General features: G+C 41.8%; 10 protein-coding genes. 4 read left to right on the top strand and 6 right to left on the bottom strand.

Features of this window, described 5'->3' with window-relative positions; all coding sequences use genetic code 11:
* Nucleotide 1: 1 nt before the first annotated feature.
* From BM107_RS07135 to BM107_RS07125, 4 genes are all read right to left on the bottom strand, one after another.
* Nucleotides 2-3,076 (bottom strand): SusC/RagA family TonB-linked outer membrane protein, encoded by a 3,075-nt coding sequence (locus BM107_RS07135; RefSeq protein ID WP_244278753.1) that lies wholly within the window; start codon nucleotides 3,074-3,076, stop codon nucleotides 2-4.
* A 714-nt stretch (nucleotides 3,077-3,790) separates the two neighbouring features.
* Nucleotides 3,791-3,934, bottom strand: coding sequence for a hypothetical protein (locus BM107_RS24625; RefSeq protein WP_159435208.1), 144 nt, complete (start codon nucleotides 3,932-3,934; stop codon nucleotides 3,791-3,793).
* 226 nt (nucleotides 3,935-4,160) lie between these two features.
* Nucleotides 4,161-8,336 carry a hybrid sensor histidine kinase/response regulator transcription factor gene (locus tag BM107_RS07130; RefSeq protein ID WP_090981715.1) on the bottom strand — a complete coding sequence of 1,392 codons (4,176 nt, stop codon included), beginning with the start codon at nucleotides 8,334-8,336 and terminating at the stop codon, nucleotides 4,161-4,163.
* A 209-nt stretch (nucleotides 8,337-8,545) separates the two neighbouring features.
* Entirely contained in the window at nucleotides 8,546-9,646 is a 1,101-nt protein-coding gene (locus BM107_RS07125; RefSeq protein ID WP_090981713.1) for an endo-1,4-beta-xylanase, read from the bottom strand.
* 294 nt (nucleotides 9,647-9,940) lie between these two features.
* Here BM107_RS07125 and BM107_RS07120 point away from each other — a divergent pair, with 294 nt between their 5' ends.
* The 4 genes from BM107_RS07120 (at nucleotide 9,941) to BM107_RS07105 (ending at nucleotide 17,454) form a co-directional block, all read left to right on the top strand.
* Nucleotides 9,941-11,029, top strand: a complete 1,089-nt coding sequence (locus BM107_RS07120) for an endo-1,4-beta-xylanase (RefSeq protein ID WP_090981711.1) — start codon at nucleotides 9,941-9,943, stop codon at nucleotides 11,027-11,029.
* 206 nt (nucleotides 11,030-11,235) lie between these two features.
* Nucleotides 11,236-13,863 carry a glycoside hydrolase family 3 protein gene (locus BM107_RS07115; RefSeq protein ID WP_090981709.1) on the top strand — a complete coding sequence of 876 codons (2,628 nt, stop codon included), beginning with the start codon at nucleotides 11,236-11,238 and terminating at the stop codon, nucleotides 13,861-13,863.
* A 62-nt stretch (nucleotides 13,864-13,925) separates the two neighbouring features.
* A complete protein-coding gene (locus BM107_RS07110; RefSeq protein WP_208864349.1) occupies nucleotides 13,926-15,305 on the top strand; it encodes a glycoside hydrolase family 43 protein in 1,380 nt (459 codons plus the stop codon).
* Between the two features lie 94 nt (nucleotides 15,306-15,399).
* The gene (locus BM107_RS07105) at nucleotides 15,400-17,454 is read left to right on the top strand and encodes an alpha-glucuronidase (protein WP_090981704.1); all 2,055 of its coding nucleotides are present in this window, start codon (nucleotides 15,400-15,402) and stop codon (nucleotides 17,452-17,454) included.
* A 420-nt stretch (nucleotides 17,455-17,874) separates the two neighbouring features.
* On the opposite strand, the gene BM107_RS07100 is transcribed toward BM107_RS07105, so the two are convergent.
* The gene (locus tag BM107_RS07100) at nucleotides 17,875-20,337 is read right to left on the bottom strand and encodes a glycoside hydrolase family 95 protein (protein ID WP_090981702.1); all 2,463 of its coding nucleotides are present in this window, start codon (nucleotides 20,335-20,337) and stop codon (nucleotides 17,875-17,877) included.
* Nucleotides 20,338-20,356: 19 nt separating this feature from the next.
* Nucleotides 20,357-21,232 carry an alpha/beta hydrolase gene (locus BM107_RS07095; protein WP_090981701.1) on the bottom strand — a complete coding sequence of 292 codons (876 nt, stop codon included), beginning with the start codon at nucleotides 21,230-21,232 and terminating at the stop codon, nucleotides 20,357-20,359.
* Nucleotides 21,233-21,331 lie beyond the last annotated feature (99 nt).

The following is a 21,331-nucleotide window of genomic DNA, read 5'->3' as shown; positions in this document are numbered from 1 at the left end:
ATTAAAAAGTAATGTTAGCCCCAATGTTAAATCGCTTTACAGTTGGATAAGCACCTTGAGATGCCCAACCTGTTCCGGCAAAATTGGACTCCCGGTCATCAGGCATTTTGGTCCATACATACAGGTTATTTCCGTTTACATATACCCGCAGCGATTCCATGCCGATACGTTTGATGAAACTTTTACTTTTTTCGAAAGTGTAAGCCAATTCTGCATTTTTTAACCTGATGTAAGATCCGTCGTACATGTAGCGGTTACCGGAAGTATAGCCACTGGCCGTAGATAGCCACCGTGGTAGCGGTACATCGGCATTTGGGTTATCTTTGCTCCAGTAAGACCCCTCATTATATACCAAATGATTCTGGCCGGCTAAACTGCTAAATACCACCTGGCGGGTTACATTGTTTACGCCATAGAGCTGAACAAACAAACTGAAACCTTTCCAATCTACACCAAATGTAGCGTTGTAGGTATTTTGAGGGTTTGATGGAAAACCATAAGGAATATTATCTTTTGAATCGATAATACCATCACCGTTATAATCGATGATATAATAATTCCCCGGTAACTTTTGCCCGTCGTTATTGTCGTGGATAGTGCTGCCATAAAGTTCATCCCAGGTATTGTAATTTCCGGCACTCACGTAAGAATAACTCTGGCTGATTTGTTTATTGGCCCTTTTCTGATATTCGGGTAACAATTGGGCATCATCAGCTTCGATCACTTTATCTTTTGCATGGGTATAGTTCAGGTTGGCCCAAAGTCTCCAGTTCTGTCCCAATCTTTTGTTAAAGGCCAGTTCCAGCTCATAACCCTTGTTTTCTACAATACCGAGGTTGGCCACCGGTGCATCAACACCGAAATAAGAAGGGATGGCGCGGTTAGCACCGAGAATCAGGATGTCGGTACGGCGGTCGCGGAAAAAGTCAGCCTTTCCGGTAACCATACCTTTAAAGAAACTATAATCAATACCAAAATTGGTTTTCTTTACCTTTTCCCAATGTACATCAGGATTGCCAAGCGCTGATATTTTATACCAGGTGTACGGACTTAATTCAGAACCCTCGCCGGTTACGCCAAGTTTGGTCTGACCGCCGTACGCCCACTGTGTAAGATAAAGCCAGCGACCGCTTACATTATCATCACCAATGGCTCCGTACGAAGCACGCAATTTAAGCATATCAATGAACTTCAGCGGTTTCATAAATTTTTCCTCACTTAACATCCAGCCCAGTCCTCCTGATGAAAAGAATGCGAAACGGTTTTTCGTACTGAATTTCTCAGAACCATTGTACGCACCATTATATTCGATCATGTATTTATTGGCATAATTGTAGGTGGTACGGAAAACCCAGTCTTCGCGGTAGTTTGGAATCTCACTTCCTGTTGCTACTTCATTCCGGTTGAAAAGGCCCATAGCTGTAATGTTATGGTTGGTACCCAGTTTTACAGCATAATTGAGTTGGCCCTGGTAGAACAACCTGCGTTGGGTAGACCAATCCTGCACGGTACCTCCGCTTGTGGTCCAGTTGATCCCATTCTGAAAGTCGAAGCGGTTGGTTCCGTCAAATGCCTGCTCATAAGTAGTTAATCCGGTTTTTGGATCGATCCATTTGCTCTGAATACCATTGTACAAATCATTAATTCCCCTGTTTCCTTCTATAAAAGAATTATCCAGCGCAATGGTACCTTTGAAGTTTAAGCCCTTTACCAGCGATCCCAGGTCCTGGTCAAGTGTAAAATCGGTTGTAATCCTGCTTGTGGTGGTATAGCCTACCCCACTAACGGCCAGGTTTCGGGCAGAGTTTAAACCTTTTTGCACATTTGGTGCATAATAACCCCATGTACCATCCGAATATTGCGGCATAAATACATCAGGAGCGGTAGAATAAGCAGAAATCCAGTAAGAATAATCGCTGTTGGAATTGCCCCATGGACTTTTCTTCACCCCTCTGGAACCTGACAAATTCACTTTAAAAAGGGTGGATTTACTCAGTTGAAAATCGAGGTTACTTCTCACATTTAACCTGTTAAATCCGTAACCTGGCTCGTAACCACGATCGTTTTTAAAAGTGCGGAACAAATCTCCCTCATACAGGTAATCAGCATTGGCAAAATATTTCACTTTAGCGGTTCCGCCCGAAATGTTTAGGTTAACATTGTTGGACAGGGCATAATCTTTAAACAATACCTCGTCCCAGTTTACATTCGGATAGCGTTCTGATTCTGCTAAATTTGCAGGATAACGGTATTTATTAATCGTAGCCTGCGGCAGATAATCTGCCCAGCTTTCAGGCTTAAGGGAAAGTTCATTTTCTATAGCCTGGTTTTTTATGGTCAGGGCATCATAAGAATCATATTTCCCCGGTAAACGTGATGGAGATTTAATTACATTATTGATGGTACCCCTGATAGATGCCTGTCCTTCACGGCCACGTTTGGTGGTAATCAGGATTACGCCATTGGCTCCCCTTACCCCAAATACTGCTGTTGCAGAAGCGTCTTTCAACACCGATATGGTTTCTACAGAACCGATATCCACACTATTCATTGTCCGTTCAATACCATCTACCAGGATTAACGGACCGGTATTGTTCCATGTACTACGACCACGGATCAATATTTGAGGATCTTCCTCGCCGGGCATTCCTGTACTGGCAGTAGTGATCACCCCCGGCACATTACCGGTTAATGCAGCACCTATGCTCGATACCCCACCGGCACGTTCCAGTACCTTACCCGTAGTTTGCGCAATGGCGGCTACCACACTGGCTTTTTTCTGTGTACCGTAACCGATTACCACTACATCATTAAGGGCAGATTGATCTTCTGAAAGGACAATTTTGAGGTTGTTTTTCCCTTTTGTAGAAACTTCCTTAGTTACCATACCCACGTAACCAATTACCAGAATGGACTGATCGCCAGGTACATTAATCACAAACCGGCCATCGGTGTCCGTTTGGGTACGGATCTTTGTGCCTTTAACAGTAACTGTGGCACCTATTATTGGCGTTTGCTTATTATCGGAGATGGTTCCGGTCACCTTTGTCTGCTGTGCAAAAGTGATTTTAATCATCAGCATTAAGGTTAGCATTGTTAAACAACATCTTTTAAAGAGTTGTCTTTTCGGGCCCAGGTTATCCCCAGCAAAATGCAATAGTATAATTCTTTTCATTTTTCGAAATCATTTATTGAGCATGATGGGTAAAATTGATGACGTCTGTTTGATATGGCATTCCGGAACATTTTATTCCCGATAAGACGTTTCGAAAGGAAGTAGTTTTCCTAAATGGAATTTTAAGTAAATCTCTTAGCATTATTATTTGGTTAGGGTTTTTAAATAGGAAGAAAAGTTGATTTTAATTCTTTCTTCAATAATGATTAGCTTCACGATGTGGTAACGGTTACTCTTCAATTTAACTGATACGGATAGGCACGCTATCTTTTGAGCATGATTTTATCATTTGGCTATTAATTGTGTAATCAGTTAAGTGCATACCGAAGCCTTAAAAAAGTTACTATGTTGGTGGTTTCATCCAATTGCGTTTTAGCATACCTATTTTTGTAATCAGCATTTCCGGTCTGGGTAATCTAACTTCCGTTTGTATCTTGTGTGCAAATGCCACCTGGCATCTACCTCTCATCGTCGGTAATTTTTAACCAAAGCAATAGTGCATTTTAGCTTTGATGAATTTCAGGTCGACTTGTTATGGCTCAATACCTTCATGTAAATGAAAGTCATTTTTCAACTTATACAGCAAGCCATTGCTTAGCCATTACAGCGCTTGTTCTACCTATCGCTCAATGGAATTAAAAGTGTGTAAACCGAAGTTTTGGATTGGTATTGATTTGACATCGCCGGCAAATTTGTCCCTTTTTGCAGGGCCAGATTGCTTAAGCCTTCCTCATAGAAGTTGATCAGTTGATTAGTCATGGTTTATAAGTTTTATTTGGTTAATCCAAACATAGCCCAAAAACGAATTTAAAGGTTAGAAGATTTGTGCATAAATCAGATACAAATGTTCTATCAACTCAAATAGCTGAAATACAATCATTTAGATAAGTAAAAAACCGCTACTTATACTAATACTCGAAATATTATATTTGATAAAACGATTTTACCAGCGCAAAACAATCGATTGCATAATAGTAAATTTCAGCTAATTACCCGCATCAGGAGCATGATCATGCTTACGGTAAAGGTTCAAATATTCTGAAGGTTGCATACCAAATTTTGATTTAAAAGACTTGGCAAAATAGTTTGGTGTAGCAAAGCCTACCAGGTAAGCAATCTGCGAAATATTCAGGTCGCTTTTTATGAGTAAAGCCGCAGCTTTATCAAGCTTTACCGAGCGGATATACTCCACCGGCGAAAGCCCCGTTAATTCCAGCACTTTGTGGTAGAGCGAGCCACGGCTCATCCCTACATTTTTGCTTAAATCTTCTACAGATAATTGTGAATTATTGATGTTATCCTCAATGTACTTCAAGATATTCTTAAGTAACTTATCACCATGCGATTCAACCGAAATCTCCGCTGTTTCCATCTTGATCTGTTTGGTATAGGTATTTTTCAGGGTACGGTTAAGGAGCAAAAGGTTTTTGATTTTAATATTGAGGATATCAATATTAAAAGGCTTGGTGAGGTAATCGTTTGCGCCAATTTCGAGTCCCGTCAATTGTTCCTGTTCTCCTGTAAGCGCAGTTAACAGAATAACCGGAATATGTTTTGTTCTTTTATCTTCTTTTATCTTTTTACAAAGTTCAATACCCGACATATTTGGCATACTGATATCGCTTACGATAAGCTCAGGATGGTTTGCCAGTGTTTTTTGCCAGCCCTCCTTACCGTCGGCCGCTTCTACAATACGGTAATGCGCTTTCAAATTATCTTTCAGGTATTCCCGAAGGTCCTGATTATCCTCTACGAGCAGAATGGTGTGAATTTCTCCATCCGTTTCGCTCATGGCTTTAGCTGAAACTTCTTCTTCAGTCTGTATTGGGGTTTCGGGGCTGGAAAAATCAACGTTAAGTTTTTCGATATGGTCTAGCAGCGGTAAAGGCAGGGCAATCATAAATTGTGTGCCCTTTCCAACTTCGCTTTGCAAATCAATGGTCCCACCCTGAATTTTGACAAACTCTTTGATGATGGAAAGCCCGATTCCACTTCCCTGGTTCAGGATAGATACCTCGGTATCGGCCTGAAAAAATCGTTCGAATACTTTCTGCTGCTCTTCTTCGCTGATGCCAATGCCCGTATCGCTTACCGTGATCAGAACAGTCTCTTCCTGCCCGTTACGAGGTGTTCTTTTTAAATCAACGGTGATGGTACCACCTGATGGCGTAAACTTAAAGGCATTGGAAAGCAGGTTGAATAAAATACGTTCCAGCTTGTCATGGTCAAACTCCGTTGGATAGCTATCGAACTGGGTCTGGAAAGTAAGACTTATCGATTTCCGTTCGCTTAAATCGTTGAAAGATTCGATTACATCGGCAATAAAGGAAACCAGTTCACCCGGGGCATTATTGATCTTGAGTTCATTTTCTTCAATTTTACGAAAATCGAGGATTTGGTTCACCAGGTTGAGCAAGCGGCGGGCATTCCGTTTTACTATTTTAAGCGATGCGTTTTTGGTCTCATCGCCCTGTTGCGAAAGGAGTTTCTCGACCGGCCCCAGGATAAGCGAAAGTGGTGTACGGAACTCATGGCTCAGGTTGGTCAGGAATTTAATTTTTAGCGAATCCAGCTCATGCAATCGCTCGGCCTCTTTTCTATCCTGCAAAATCTGCTGTTCAATTTTTGTTTTTTCCTGCACCAGCGCGAACTTTCTCTCCAGGTTTTTGATGCCCCGGTGACGGATGTAAAGTAAAGTACCGGCAATAGCAACCAGGTAAAAAATATAAGCATAGATGGTTCTCCACCACGGTGGATGAACAATTATCTTTATCGAAGATTCGGTTGTATTCCAAACGCCATCATTGTTGCTTGCCCGTACATGGAAGATATATTCTCCCGGATCGAGATTGGTATAAGAAACCGTTTTAGCTGTACCGGCATCAATCCATTCCTTATTAAAACCTTCAAGCTTATAACTATAACGGTTTTGTTCCGGAGCCGTGTAGTTTACACTTACAAAGCTCAGTGAAAAATTCTGCTTATAATCCAGGTCGATTTTTTTGGCAACCGAAATATGGTCGGTTATGGGTCCGTCCTCGCTCGCCTCGATCACATTATTGGAAATTTTTAGCTCGGTAAAAAGTACAGCGGGAACATTTTTGTTTTTTCTGAATCCGGCCGGGTTGAAGTAATTCATCCCTTCTGCCCCACCAAAAAATATTTCACCGTCTTTACATTTTAAGGCTGCTCCCCTGATAAAGCTATTGTTTTGCACACCATTGTATATGCCGTAATTGCTAAATTTTTGTGTCTTTGGGTCGAAACGGCTGATCCCTTTGCTGGTACTCAACCAAATATTATGATTGTCGTCTTCAACAATGGCATCAATAACATCATTTGCCAAACCATTACGTTCGGTAAAATTGATGAACTTATTTGTCCTTTTATCCAATAGGTTTAAGCCGCCTCCAGCTGTACCGATCCAGATCCGCCCCTTTGAATCTTCCAGAAAGGCCTGAACAATATCGCCCTTAAGGCCTGAGTTAAGTTCGTTATAATGTTTAATACTGGTCTTATCAGCACTAATCATGGCTACACCAGAACCATGAGAGCCTACCCAAATGTTTGCAAAACGGTCTTCTTTAATAAAACGGATATAATTATTAAGTGGAAATTTGCGGTCTGTGGGCGACTGTACCTTATCAACATACCTAAAAACAACCTTATGGTTAGCATCCATCACATTAATTCCCCCTCCATTGGTGCCAACCCATATCAGCCCGTTTTTATCCTGGGTAATGCAAAATACATCATCAGAATTAAGACCGGAATCCGTATTGCTTTTCCGGTAAGAGGCCGCTTTGCTTAGCGTCGAATCCAGCACGATCAAACCATAGCCAAAAGTACCCAGATAGAGTTTCTTAGCTGAACTGACAAATAGCGACATCAGGGTTAAACGCGGCGGCAAACCCAACTTCTCTAAATTAACTTTGTGGAACAGACCAGTATTTCTGTTGAAAATACTCAGTCCGCCGCCCTCTGTAGCTACATATATCTCCGTAAGGTTTTTCGGTGCAAATGAAGTTACTACAGGTGCGTTTAACCCATATACATCGAACACATTGCTCTTAATGAGGTTAAAGAGGTTGAGGTTGCTATCAAATTTATTGATTCCCTCACGGTATAACCCTAACCAGTATATACCCTCTTTATCTATATACACATATTTTACACTGGTGCCCCTTAGGCTGTAGGGATTGCGGGGATTTGGCCGGTATACCCTCACTTTTTTGGTACGGAGATCAAAAACATTAAGGCCATCTTCGGTACCCAGCCATAACTGACCGTTTGGCGATACAGCAATACTTTGAACATTGTTATCACTTAGTGAATTGGGATCGCCAGGAACGTGTTGATAGTTTTCAAATCCCATACCATCCGATTTGAGCATACTTAAGCCTGAGGTAGTACCAACCCAGATATTGCCATCACCATCTTCGGCTAAAGACTTCACTATAGTTCCTGCCAGTTGTACAGGTTTATCTGCTGCAGATCCGATCCGGATAAAAGAAGCATTTTTCCGGTTAAAAAGAAATAATCCATCCTCTGTTCCTATCCACATCCGATGTTTGCTATCTTCCATCAGGATGTTGATTATGGTTGGCGGAAGTTTACCCAACTGGCCGGCTGCAATTGGGAATTTAGACACTTTTTTGGCATCCGGATCAAAAAGATCAAGTCCGGTAAAGGTGGCCACCCATATTTTACCCAAATAATCACTGGTAATATACCTGATCAGGCTGTGACTGAAACCTGTTGGGCCATTTGAAGCACGATAATTAATGAAAGAATTTTTTCTTCTATCAAAAAGGGCCAGTGAACCCCCACTGGTACCAAACCAAAGGTTTCCCCTGCGGTCTTCATGAATGGCCTTAACCTCATTAGCCTGAATACTTGTAGAATCGTTTGCCTGATATTTATAAGTGGTAAAGTTGGTACCGTCAAATTTATTTAATCCATCTTCTGTACCAAACCACATCAATCCGTACCGATCTTTAAAAATTACGGTTACATTGTTAGACGATAACCCGTTTTTAGAGGTCAGAGAGGTGAAACGCAATTCAGGCTGTTGCGTTTTAGGCTGTGCTATAATATCGCCCGCATTAAAAAGCAGGTAAACAAGTAGAATGAAGGATAGATAAGCAGAACCCCTGAGCATATTTAATGATTTTGCTGTATTAATAAAATTTCAACTTCAAAAGGTGTAGAAAAGCTAAACAATGCGCTAAAATCTAAGGAAGATTCAAAATTATCTGGATACATGATCTATTTGGCTTAGTGGCGGTAAGATAAAAAAACTAATTTAGTTCATTGCATCATTACCGCTTTCACAGTATTATTTTCTTTATTATCAGCTTAAAAAACTGATTATTTCCTGAAATCAACCACACTCCAATAGGCTTTTTTTCTTTGCAGGTTTTGATCAAAAAGCAAGGGATAGTTTTTTCTTCCGGGTACGGGGTATTGATCGAGCCATGTAGAACGATCAGAAAGATTCCAAAAAGTTACACTGCTGATTTCCTTTTTAAAACTTCTGAAAATAGAAAAAATCCGGGTGTATCGGTCAATTTGCTTTTTTTCGAGCGCTGCTGTGAAACGGTCTTGCTCATCTGGTTTCTTAGCCCTTAAGTTTTTCTCCCATGGATAGATGGACAGATCCAGTTCTGTGATCTGAATTTGCAGACCAAGAGATGCGTATAATTTTAATGATTCCCGTAATTCGGTATCATCAGGTTCAAAAACAGACCAATGCCCCTGCAGCCCTACCCCGTGAATAGGGACCTTGTTATCGACAAGTTTTTTCAGCATTTTATAAATCTTGGCTCTTTTTACAGGTCTCTCAGAATTATAGTCATTATAAAAAAGCAATGCATCAGGATCAGCCTCATGCGCATATTCGAAAGCCCTGGCAATAAACTCTTCTCCACAGATCTCATTCCATAAAGAAGGCCTCAAATATTGGTCATCTTCATCGCCGATCACTTCATTAACAACGTCCCATGCATATACCTTTCCCTTATAACGGCCCACCACGGTTTTAATATGATCTTTAAGCCTTTTGAGCAATAGGGCTTTATCTACCCGGCCTCCGGAACTGTTTTTAAAAATCCATGCCGGCACCTGCTCATGCCAGCATAAGGTATGCCCCCTTATTTTAAGTCGGTTATCATGTGCAAAATTAACCAGCGCATCGGCATCCGCCCAGTTATAAACATCTTCGCGCGGATGAATAGGTTGCATCTTCATGGCGTTCTCCGGCGTTATGCTATTGAATTCCTTTAAAAGCAATGCGCCCTGCTCCCCTTTAATGGTTTGGGGCGAAACCGCTACGCCAATGTTGAAGTAAGACTGATAATAATCTTTCAGGCCTTGATTACTTTTTTTAACTTTAGGGTAACTGCCGCAACTGGCAAAAACCGCGAAAACAGCAATAGTAAAAATGGCAATATGAAATTTAGTTGTACGCATTTATATTTGGTTGAATGGCAAGGTCGATTTTATCCTCATCAGGGTAGCGGAAAAATCCAGTAAATTTAGACCTAAGTAAATACACCGGCAGTCATATTTGTCAAAACAATAAGAACAGATGTTCAAAAAAGCATCAAATCGCTCAAAATTGGTTAAATTAATAACCCAATAAGCAGCGAGGCCATCATGTCATAAATTCATTACATGACATTTGTTTCCTTAAATTGACGATAAGAAGCTTGGTCAGCACAAAAAACCTGCGATTTTGCAACTTTATCGCTTACCTGATCAAATATGAGAAAACCGAAAATCTTCCCTTACCTGGCCGTTTTACTTTTGGTTACTGGCATCATGTTCAGTGCATATAAAAACAAGGAGTTTAACACCAAAGGATTAAAAGACTATTACCGAAAATATTTTCCCATAGGTGTGGCGGTTACCCCATGGGACCTTAGCGGTGATAAGCGGAATTTAATTCTTAACCAGTTCAACAGCATCACAGCTGAAAATGCAATGAAAATGGGCCCGATCCATCCTATGGAAAACACCTATAACTGGAAAATGGCAGATTCTATCGCATCGTTCGCCAGGATAAATGGACTGAAGCTGCGTGGGCATTGTTTGGTATGGCATAATCAAACCCCTCGCTGGTTATTTAAAAATGAAGATGGAAGTGTGGTATCCAAAGAAACTTTGTTAAAAAGAATTCAAACGCACATTAATACTGTTGTAAGCAGATATAAAAAAGATATATATGCCTGGGATGTGGTTAACGAGGTTATAGCAGATGATTCTGCCTATTTCCGCAAATCGCCGCTATACCAGATCGCAGGCGAGGATTTTGTAGAAATGGCTTTCAGGTATGCCCACCAGGCTGATCCCAATGCCCAGTTGTTTTACAACGACTATAACACAGAACAGCCATCTAAACGTGAGAAAATTTACAAAATGCTTAAAGGTTTGCTGGCTAAGGGTGTGCCAATCCATGGCGTTGGATTACAGGGCCATTGGTCTGTAAATAATCCAAGTCGTTCTGAACTGGAAAAATCCATCGCCCTATTTTCCTCATTAGGGCTTAAAATTCAGATTACAGAGCTGGATGTATCGGTTTATAGCGGCAATCAGGGCGGACGGTTAATCCAGGGCAATAAAAGTAGCAATACCGAACAGTTTACACCTGAAATGGAAGAAAAGCAGCGCCAGCAATATAAAATGATTTTTGAAGTGCTGCGTAAATATAAAGCTAACATCACGGGTGTAACTTTCTGGAATTTATCAGATCAATACAGCTGGCTGGACAACCGTGGCCGGAAAAATTTTCCGCTGTTATTTGATCAAAATCTGATGCCCAAAAAAGCATTTTATGAGGTGGTAAAATTTTAACTAACAGTCTTACCTTGAGTCGTTTGAACATATAAAAAAAATGACTTTTACAGTCATACTGAGGATATAAAATTTTAATTTAAAAACGCTTTACGTCTACATACAGGCACTATTAACCAGATCAATCTAAATCATCGAATCTTTTAATCTGCAATAACAAACAGATACAAAAAAATTCTTAGCAGTAAGCTTTTAGCAGCACAGTTATGAGAGAACACAACGACCTTAAAAAATTATTTCTTGCAATCTTGCTCTGCAGTTTCTGCGGTTTCGCCGGCGCCCAGGAGTATCCATTTCAAGACTACAAACTTCCTTTTGAAAAGCGGGTAGATGATCTGGTTTCAAGACTTAGCCTGGATGAAAAGGTTATGCAAATGCTTAACTCGGCACCGGCGATTCCCCGCTTTAAGATTCCGGCATACGACTGGTGGAACGAAACTTTACATGGAGTAGCCAGAACGCCTTTTAAAGTTACTGTTTTTCCTCAGGCCATTGCCATGGCTGCAACTTTTAATCCATCTGCACTTTATAAAATGGCCGATTATTCTGCTTTAGAAGGTAGGGCTATTTACAATAAAGCGTTAGCACTGGGAAGAACAAATGAACGTTATCTTGGCCTGACCTACTGGACTCCGAACATTAATATTTTCCGGGATCCGCGCTGGGGAAGAGGCCAGGAAACCTACGGTGAAGATCCTTACCTGACAGGCACGCTCGGCGACGCTTTTGTTAGAGGCCTGCAAGGTGATGATCCAAAATACCTTAAAGCTGCTGCTTGCGCCAAGCATTATGCGGTACACAGCGGTCCGGAACCACTTCGGCATGTTTTTAATACCACAGTAAGCGCTTTCGATTTATGGGACACCTACCTGCCCGCATTTGAAAAACTGGTTACACAATCTAAAGTTGCGGGTGTAATGTGCGCTTATAACGCCTTTCAAGGCCAGCCTTGTTGCGCCAATGATCTTTTAATGACCGATATTCTACGCAGAAAATGGAACTTTAAAGGTTATGTTACCTCTGATTGCTGGGCGATAGACGACTTTTATAAAAACCATAAAACCCATCCAAATGCAGCATCGGCGGCAGCCGACGCTGTTTTTCACGGAACGGATCTGGATTGCGGTACCGAGGCCTACAAGGCGTTGATCACTGCAGTAAAAACGGGCATCATTAAAGAAAAAGACATTGATGTTTCGGTGAAAAGACTATTTATGATCCGGTTCCGGTTGGGCATGTTTGACCCGCCTTCCATGGTTAAATATGCCAATACCCCTGCTACTGTGCTTGAAAATAGCGAGCATAAAGCACATGCCCTTAAAATGGCCCGCGAATCGATGGTGTTACTCCGGAATGAATCACATACCCTGCCATTAAAAAAGAACCTCAGAAAAATTGTTGTATTGGGCCCTAATGCTGATAATTCAATTTCAGTATTGGGTAATTATAACGGAATTCCTTCAAAAATTACCACAGTTTTAGCGGGCATCAGGGAAAAGGTTGGCCAGCAGACCAATGTAGTTTACCAGCAGGCCATTTCATTCACCAATGATACGTTATTAAGTTACCTTGATTTAGACAACGAATACAGAATAAACGGCGTTCAGGGATTTAAGTCAGAGTATTTTAACAACACTACGCTTGAAGGCGAACCAGTATTAACCCGTACAGAACCCAGAATTGAAAACAATTGGCAGGAAGGTGAAAAAATTGCCGATAAATTAACAGCCAACCATTTTTCTGCCAGATACAGTACCACATTTAAACCATCCGCCTCAGGTTCGATCACTTTTGAATTGAATGCTGATGACGGCTATCGTTTTATGATTAACGGTAAAAATGTAATTGATGCCTGGTCGAGGAACCGATGGGGCGCTAAAACCTATAAACTAGAGACCGTAAAAGACTCGGTTTACAATCTGGTTGTAGAATACTGGCAAGGAGAAGGAAGTGCAAACATCCGCTTTAAGGCTGGCACCTTTGTAAAAACCGATTTCAATGCGCTGACCAAAAGCCATGCAGATGCTGATGCCTTCGTATTTGTAGGCGGGATTTCTCCACAACTTGAAGGAGAGGAAATGAAAGTGGATTATCCTGGATTTAGCGGAGGGGACAGAACTTCTATCATGCTACCTGCCGTTCAAACGGCCTTAATGAAATCGCTTAAAGAGACTGGAAAACCAATTGTTTTCGTGATGATGACCGGTAGTGCCATCGCCATACCATGGGAAGCTGAAAACATTCCGGCTATTCTGAATGCGTGGTATGGTGGTCAGGCTACAGGCGAAGCCGTAGCGGATATTCTGTTTGGCGATTACAGCCCATCCGGGCGATTACCAGTTACCTTTTACGCAAGTGATCAGGACCTTGGTGATTTCAGCGATTACAGCATGAGCAACCGAACTTACCGTTATTTTAAAGGTAAACCACTCTATGGATTTGGCTATGGACTTAGCTATTCTTCTTTTTTATATGAAAAGTGTGTTGCTCCTGCGGTATTAAAAGCTGGAAAAGGCATGGAGATATCGGTTCAGGTTAGTAATAAAGGAAGTGTGAAGAGCGACGAAGTTGTTCAATTGTACCAGCTCAATAACCAAAAATCAATCAAATCAGCAGCTAAAGCTTTAAAAGGCTTCAAGCGAATCAGCCTTGAACCCGGAGAAAGTAAGCTGGTTAAATTCAGCTTAAAAGCCAATGATCTTGCTTATGTTGACCAGAATGGATCGAAACAATTTTACAAAGGCAGTATTACATTGGCAATCGGTGGTAGCCAACCAGATGAGTTAGCTGCCAACAGCGGAAATATCATCAAAAAAGTTATTCGAGTAAACTAATCTGTAACTAAGATAACTCATTAATTCTTGCAATAAACCATTAACAATCTACAACAATGATAATGAAACAAGCAAACCAAAAATACCCTAAACTCACGCTCCTATTTTGTCTATTATTCATGCTGGCTAAAAATTCTTATGCTGATGACCATATTGCCAGCCATCGTCACCTTGCAGACCCGGCCACGCTGGTTTATAACGGAAGGGTTTACCTGTATGCCTCAAACGATGATGACAATACCGATGATAAGGATAGTGGTTATAAAATGAAATCCATTGTTTGTATTTCCAGCAGTGATATGAAAAACTGGACCGACCATGGTGTGGTGTTTGAGGCGCCACGTGATGTAACCTGGGCCAGCAGAACCTGGGCGCCTTCAGTTATTGCAAGAAATGGTAAAATTTACCTGTATTTTGGTAATGGCGGCTCAGGAATTGGTGTAGCTACCTCCTCCTCTCCTATCGGACCATTTAAAGACCCATTGGGCAAAAAGTTAATTGATAATGAGACGCCTGGTGTACAGCCTGCAAAAAATATGTGGTTATTCGATCCGATGGCCTTTTTAGATGATGACGGACAGGCCTATTTATATTTCGGAGGCAATGGCGAAGACAATATGCGCGTAATTAAATTAAATGAAGATATGATCAGCGTGAATGGGCGCGCAACTTCATTTCATGTGCCTGCTTTTTTCGAAGCTTCATGGATGCACAAGCGAAACGGCAATTACTATTTTTCGTATTCCTCTAATCCTAAGGCAGAAATGAGGATTGATTATATGATGAGTACAAATCCGACCACCGGATTTGTTTACAAAGGTGTTATTGGCGCACAACCACCCAACAATAACAATAATAATCACCACGGCATATTTGAATTTAAAGGAAAATGGTACCATGCTTATCATAACAGAGTTGTGGCTATTAAAAAAGGTATTCCTCCGGTTTACAAAAGGAATCTGGCAATTGAAGAGTTAAATTATAAGCCGGACGGTTCGATTGTTCAGATTAATTATACTGTAAATGGCGTAACGCAAATTGGCGCAGTAAATCCTTACCAACGTAACGAAGCCGAAACCCTGCAGGATCAGGAGGGGATCATGACTAAAAATACGGCTGATGGCGGAATGCAGATTTCGGGCATGAAAAATAATAACTGGATCAAAGTTCAAGGTGTAGACTTTGGCAAAAAAGGTCCAAAGCTATTTAGCGCCCAAATCAGCGGCCTCTCACCGGGTATAAGCCTTGAGGTGCGCGCAGGCAGTTTAGATGGAAAACAGATTGCAAAACTGGTTTCGACCGGAAAACAGGCAGCTGGTTTACAACTGCATACCGGAAAAGCAGAACTTATCAAGGGGAAACAAGATCTGTATCTGGTAGTATCTGGGGTTGATTCGGCTAACGGAATTGATATAGACTGGTGGCGTTTTCAACAGCGTTAAACATTCCGGCATTTATCTCAATAAAAGAAAAAGATTCGGCCTGAGCAGCTGAAAATTAGATCAAATATATCATAGCATAATTGTAAAAGGAAAAATGGCATATATTAAAAGGATCATTATCGTTGCATTGCTGATGCTAAACCAGGCCACAGTATTAAAAGCGGAAGATGGCCACGCCCTATGGCTTAGAAACCATTCTGCTATAAAAGTTAATATTTCAAGCACAGTACGCTCCGCTACTGTAGATCTTGCCATAGCTGAACTCAGAAATGGCTGGTTGGGTAAGGAAAATATGACCATTAAACTTAATTTAACTAAAAATCCGTCGATCAAGCGTGATGGATTTCAATTGGAAGAAACAGCAATTAACGCCCGCACAGAACTGGGTTTATTATATGGCACCTACGAATTATTAAGGCGCCAATACCTTAACCTGCCGCAACGCAACGTCATTTCAAATCCATCCTACTCCAGAAGAATCCTGAACCATTGGGATAACCTGGATGGCAGCATTGAAAGAGGTTATGCCGGAAGTTCGATATTTTGGGGCAATACGGCGAATGGATTAAATATTACAAATCAGGACCGAGAAAAATGGAAAGCTTATGCCAGGGCAAATGCATCAATTGGCATTAACGGTGCGGTTTTAAACAATGTAAATGCTTCTGCAAAAATCCTGTCTCCGGCTTACCTGGAAAAGGTAAAAGCCATTGCAGAAAGTTTGCGTCCTTACGGAATAAAAACCTATTTATCTGTTAATTTTTCATCACCGGTGCTTATTGGCAAATTAAAGAAGGCAGATCCATTGGATCCTTTGGTTAAACAATGGTGGAAAGATAAAGCAGCAGAAATCTATAAACTCATTCCTGATTTTGGAGGATTTCTGGTTAAAGCCAACAGTGAGGGGCAACCTGGTCCGCAGGATTACGGAAGAACCCACGTGGATGGTGCGAATATGCTGGCCGACGCCCTGGCTCCTTTTAACGGAATCGTGATGTGGCGCGCCTTTGTTTACAACCCATCACCAGAAGACAGGACCAAACAGGCTTATAAAGAATTTTTACCGCTGGACGGAGCCTTTAAGAAAAATGTAATTTTGCAGGTAAAAAACGGACCGCTTGATTTTCAGCCCAGAGAACCCTTTAGCCCATTATTTGGCGCCATGTCGGACACGCCGGTGATGCCTGAATTCCAAATCACCCAGGAGTATCTGGGCGCTTCCAGGCAACTCGTTTTCCTCTCTACCTTATGGGAAGAATGTTTAAATAGCGACACTTACAAAAACGGAAAGGGCAGTACAGTAGCCGCCTGCACCGATGGCTCATTAAGCAAAACAGATTTTACCGCCATTGCTGGTGTGGCCAATATTGGCAACGATGTAAACTGGACCGGACATACTTTTGCCCAGGCAAACTGGTATGCTTTCGGACGCCTGGCCTGGAACAACAAACTCGAAAGCAAAACAATTGCTGAGGAATGGCTAAAACAGACTTTTCTGGATGATAAAGAAAAGAAAACCGACGCCAACTTCATTAAAACCATCCAGGAAATCATGCTTGACAGCAGAGAAGCAGCCGTTGATTATATGATGCCATTGGGTTTACACCATATTTTTGCGGAAGGTCATCATTATGGACCGGCACCTTGGTTTTCCAATGATAAAATCCGCCCCGACTGGACCTCTGTTTATTACCATAAGGCAGATACAGCAGGAATAGGTTTTGACAGGACCAGAAGCGGAAGTGATGCGGTTGATCAGTATCATGAGCCATTAAGCTCAACCTTTAATAGCCTTTCCAGCTGTCCGGAAATTTACCTGCTGTGGTTTCATCATGTACCCTGGTCTTACCGTTTAAAAAACGGCAGGGATTTGTGGACGGAACTATGCATCCGTTATGACCATGGCGTTCAACAGGTGAGGTCTTTTCAGAAAAACTGGGACAAAATAAAGGGATCGATAGATAGCGAACGTTTTGCAGAGGTGCAATCTAAACTCCGAACACAGAGCAGAGATGCCCAAATCTGGAAAGATGCCTGTTTACTTTATTTCCAGCAGTTTAGCAGAAGAGAAATTCCATTTGAAATTGAACGCCCGGTCCACGATCTTCAGTCGCTGAAGGAGCTGACCAAAAGCCGGGATTATGAGTAGGAATACAATGTTGAATCATGTCCCTAAAGATTTATTTCACACTTCGAGTTCGTCCTTTCGAGCGAAGTGCAACGTAGTCGAGAAATCTATTTCAATAGATCTCTCCACTTCGCGTTGCTTCAGTCGAGATGACGACTTTACTAATGGATTCTACCAATGAAAGTGCAACACAATCAATAACCCGAGTTTCAGCGAAGCTAAATCCATTCAGTAATTCCTCCAAGATATCGTCACCCTGAACTAGTTTCAGGGTCTTTAGCAAGTAAAGATCTCTTCCCGCCTGTACGGGCGGGCATTTTACTGCGTTTCAGTCGAGATGACGATTATTTCATTGTTATTAGAAGTGCAATTAATATACCCATAATCTTTACCTCCTTCGCGTCAAAAACTTTGCGAACTTTGCGGTAAAACAGAGATTTTTTATTTTTTATAAATCGTATAGGTTTTCCCAATAGCTGTTTTAATATCATACAATTGAGTTTCAGGCAAATCAATAGTTACAGCTGGCGCCAGCTTGGAAATTACCGGTTTTGGTGTCTTGTTAACGAAGAAAAAAGGATTTTCATTGTCACCAGTGGCCTTTTTAGCTTTGAGTTTGGATAAATTTAATTCATTAGGTACCCTGATCCTTAAATTTCCGCCTAAGTGCGATTTAATCACCAATTTGGTAACCATACCGTTCACCCATTCCAGTTCAACAATCTCAAATCCACCTTTCGCTCTTAAGCCGTTAACATGTCCGCTTGGTTTCCATACATCGGGCAGTGCAGGTAAAAGTTGAATGGCGCCGTTATCTGATTGCATCAGCATTTCTGCAATACCCGAAGTACAACCAAAATTACCATCAATCTGAAAAGGCGGGTGCGCATCAAAAAGATTATTGTAAGTACCACCGCTTGCACGGTTTCCTCCCACAGGTGTTAACTGGCTCTGAATAAGCTGGTAGGCATGGTTTCCATCCAGCAGCCTTGCCCACCAGTTCACTTTCCATCCCATGCTCCAGCCAGTAGAAACGTCGCCCCGTTGCAAGAGTGTTTTCCGGGCCGCTGCATACAAATCCGGTGTTAGGTATGGCGATATCTGAGCAGATGGGAATAAGCCATATAAATGAGATACATGCCGGTGATGATCATTTGGATCGTCGATATCATCAATCCATTCCTGCAACTGCCCATATTGTCCAACCTGCATTGGCGGGAGCTGGCTGCGCATCTTTTTCAACGTATCAACCAGGGCCTTATCTTCACCCAGAATCTCTCCCGCACGGATTACCGAACTAAAAACATCATATACAATTTGATTACTCATGGTTGTTCCGGCATCGAGCGAAGAGCCCTGATGCGCAGGAGGGGCATTTTCAGGAGACATATCCGGATTAATGACTAAAAACCCTCTTTTAGGGTCTTTAACCAGGAAATCAACATAAAACATAGCTGCCCCTTTTAAAGTTGGATAGGCTGATTTGAGAAATGACTGATCGCCACTGTAAAGATAGTGTTCCCAAAGGTGCTGACTCGCCCAACCACCACCATGAGTCCATGCGCCCCAGAATGCGCCATCAACAGCACCAGTTGTTCTCCAGATATCTGTATTGTGATGCGCCATCCATCCCCTCGCTCCGTACATATCATGGGCAGTCTGCTTTCCGGTTTCGCCCAGTTCCTGAACCATTTTTAAGAAAGGCTCATGCAACTCGGCCAGATTGGTTTTCTCTGCAGGCCAATAGTTCATTTCTGCATTAATATTGATCGTATACTTACTGTCCCATGGTGGATATAGTTTATTATTCCAGATGCCTTGCAGATTAGCAGGCTGTCCGCCCGGCTGAGAGCTCGAAATGAGCAGGTAGCGTCCATATTGAAAATAAAGAGCTGCAAACTGCGGATCATTAACCGAATTGAAGTTCTTCAGCCTGATATCAGTAGGTATATGTTCAAAATCACTTTTCCCTAACGATAAATCTACCCGATCAAAATATTTGTGATATTGTAATTGATGCGCTTTTAAAACAGCCTCAAATTTTTTAGGCAACGCGCGGTTTAGCATTTCCCTGGCCTTTAACTTTTCATCCCAGCTAATATCTTTGTAATTGATAAAGTTGGTGGCAATAGCCAAATAAATGGTTACCGCATTGGCATTTTCTACCACAATTGTACGCCCGGTACTGGAGATTTTACCGCCAATATGCTTAAATGCCGCGATCCCATCAAAGCGGACAAGCCCCGGTACGCCCTCATGAGAGGTAGCAGTTCCTGTAATTTCAATTTGCCCTGGCACCTGTGTATTCATTTTAGCACTGGGCTGCAGAGACGATAAGGAAGCCGTAAAGCTTAATGCACCCGGTTCACTCGAGCGAAGTTCAACCGCAATAACACCATCGGCCAGCGAGGCCAGCACACGCCGGGTGTAAACAACATCTTTTACCTGGTAAGTGGTGGTGCTCACCGCATTACTGATGTCTAATTCACGGTAAAAGTTGGTATAGGTTTCATGACCAGCAAAATCCAGGTGTAAATCTGCAACAGGTTGAAAAATCTGTCCCTGAGATTTTTTGCTGATGATCACCTTATTGGCAAGCAGTTCTGCCTGTTTTTGTTTGCCGTCAAAAATAAGCGCTCTAATGCGGGGCAATGAATCTAATGCCAAAGGATTATCATTTCTGTTGGGACTACCGCTCCAAAGGCTATGTTCATTTAGCTGAATAATTTCATTAACTACATTTCCATAAACCATTGCGCCAAGCCTGCCGTTACCCACAGGTAATGCATTTTCCCAAGTTTGGCCAGCCGGGCTATTATACCATATTTTTAACTTTGGTTTTTGCTGGGCAAGGCTTGATAAAACAACATTGGTGAACAGCAGCAGGGTTACAATTTTTTTCATGGAGCAGAATAATCAGTCGTTAAGGATTTAGGCTATACTTCTGAAAGGCAGCCTGATCAACAGGTTTAAATAACAACTGACTAAACAGGTAAAGATCATTTTTCCATACTTTGAAATCATGCACGCCCGGTTCAACATAATAAATATGAGGTACATTTTTTTCTACCAGGTATTCGTGGGTACGTTGAGAGAAATTAAGTAATCTATCGTTATCCCCGCAGGAGATCCAAAGCAACTTAAGCATGGTTTTAGCTTTGGCCGGATCTGGCAATAATTCAGCAGGCACTTTGGTATTTGGCGCAGAAGAAAAGCCGCCAACCCAGGCAAAAGTATCTAAATTACCCAATCCAAAATTTAAGGATTGACCACCGCCCATAGACAATCCGGCAAGCGCTCTGTGTTCCCTGTCTTTAAAAACAGGATAATTTTTTTCTACATATGGAATCAGATCCTGTAACAGATCCTTTTCAAAGGTTGCAAAAGCAGCAACTTTATCCGGAGCCATAATATTTCCGGTAGCACGGTCATCTTGCATCGCCCTTCCGTTCGGCATCACCACCAGCATCGGTGCAAGCTTTCCCGCAGCATACAGGTTATCAAAAATTACCTGAGGTTTACCGCCGTTCAGCCATTCCTTTTCATCGCCACCAATACCGTGGAGCAGATATAAAACAGGGTATTTTTTGGTTTTCAGGTAACCTGGCGGGAAATAAATAGTAGCTTTTCTGTTTGTCCCAACAGTTTTTGATGCATACTGGATCGTATCTATTTTACCATGTGGGATGTTTTCCTGATTAACATCGAAATCTGCAGGCGCCGCAGGAATCTGCTTTTGTGCGAAAACTGCAACCTGAATAAAAATAAGTGTGGCGAAGATGGAGATTAATCGTTTCATTTGAATTGGTTAGCGGTGATTGGCAGCAATAATTGATAGCCTGCCTGAAATTAATTATTAATACAAACTTAAGCGCATCGCACATCAGGGTAATGGAAC

Source organism: Pedobacter suwonensis (assembly GCF_900111825.1).
Classification (GTDB): domain Bacteria; phylum Bacteroidota; class Bacteroidia; order Sphingobacteriales; family Sphingobacteriaceae; genus Pedobacter; species Pedobacter suwonensis.
The sequence above is the reverse complement of the archived record's forward strand: the minus strand, read 5'-3'. Positions and strand labels throughout refer to the sequence as shown.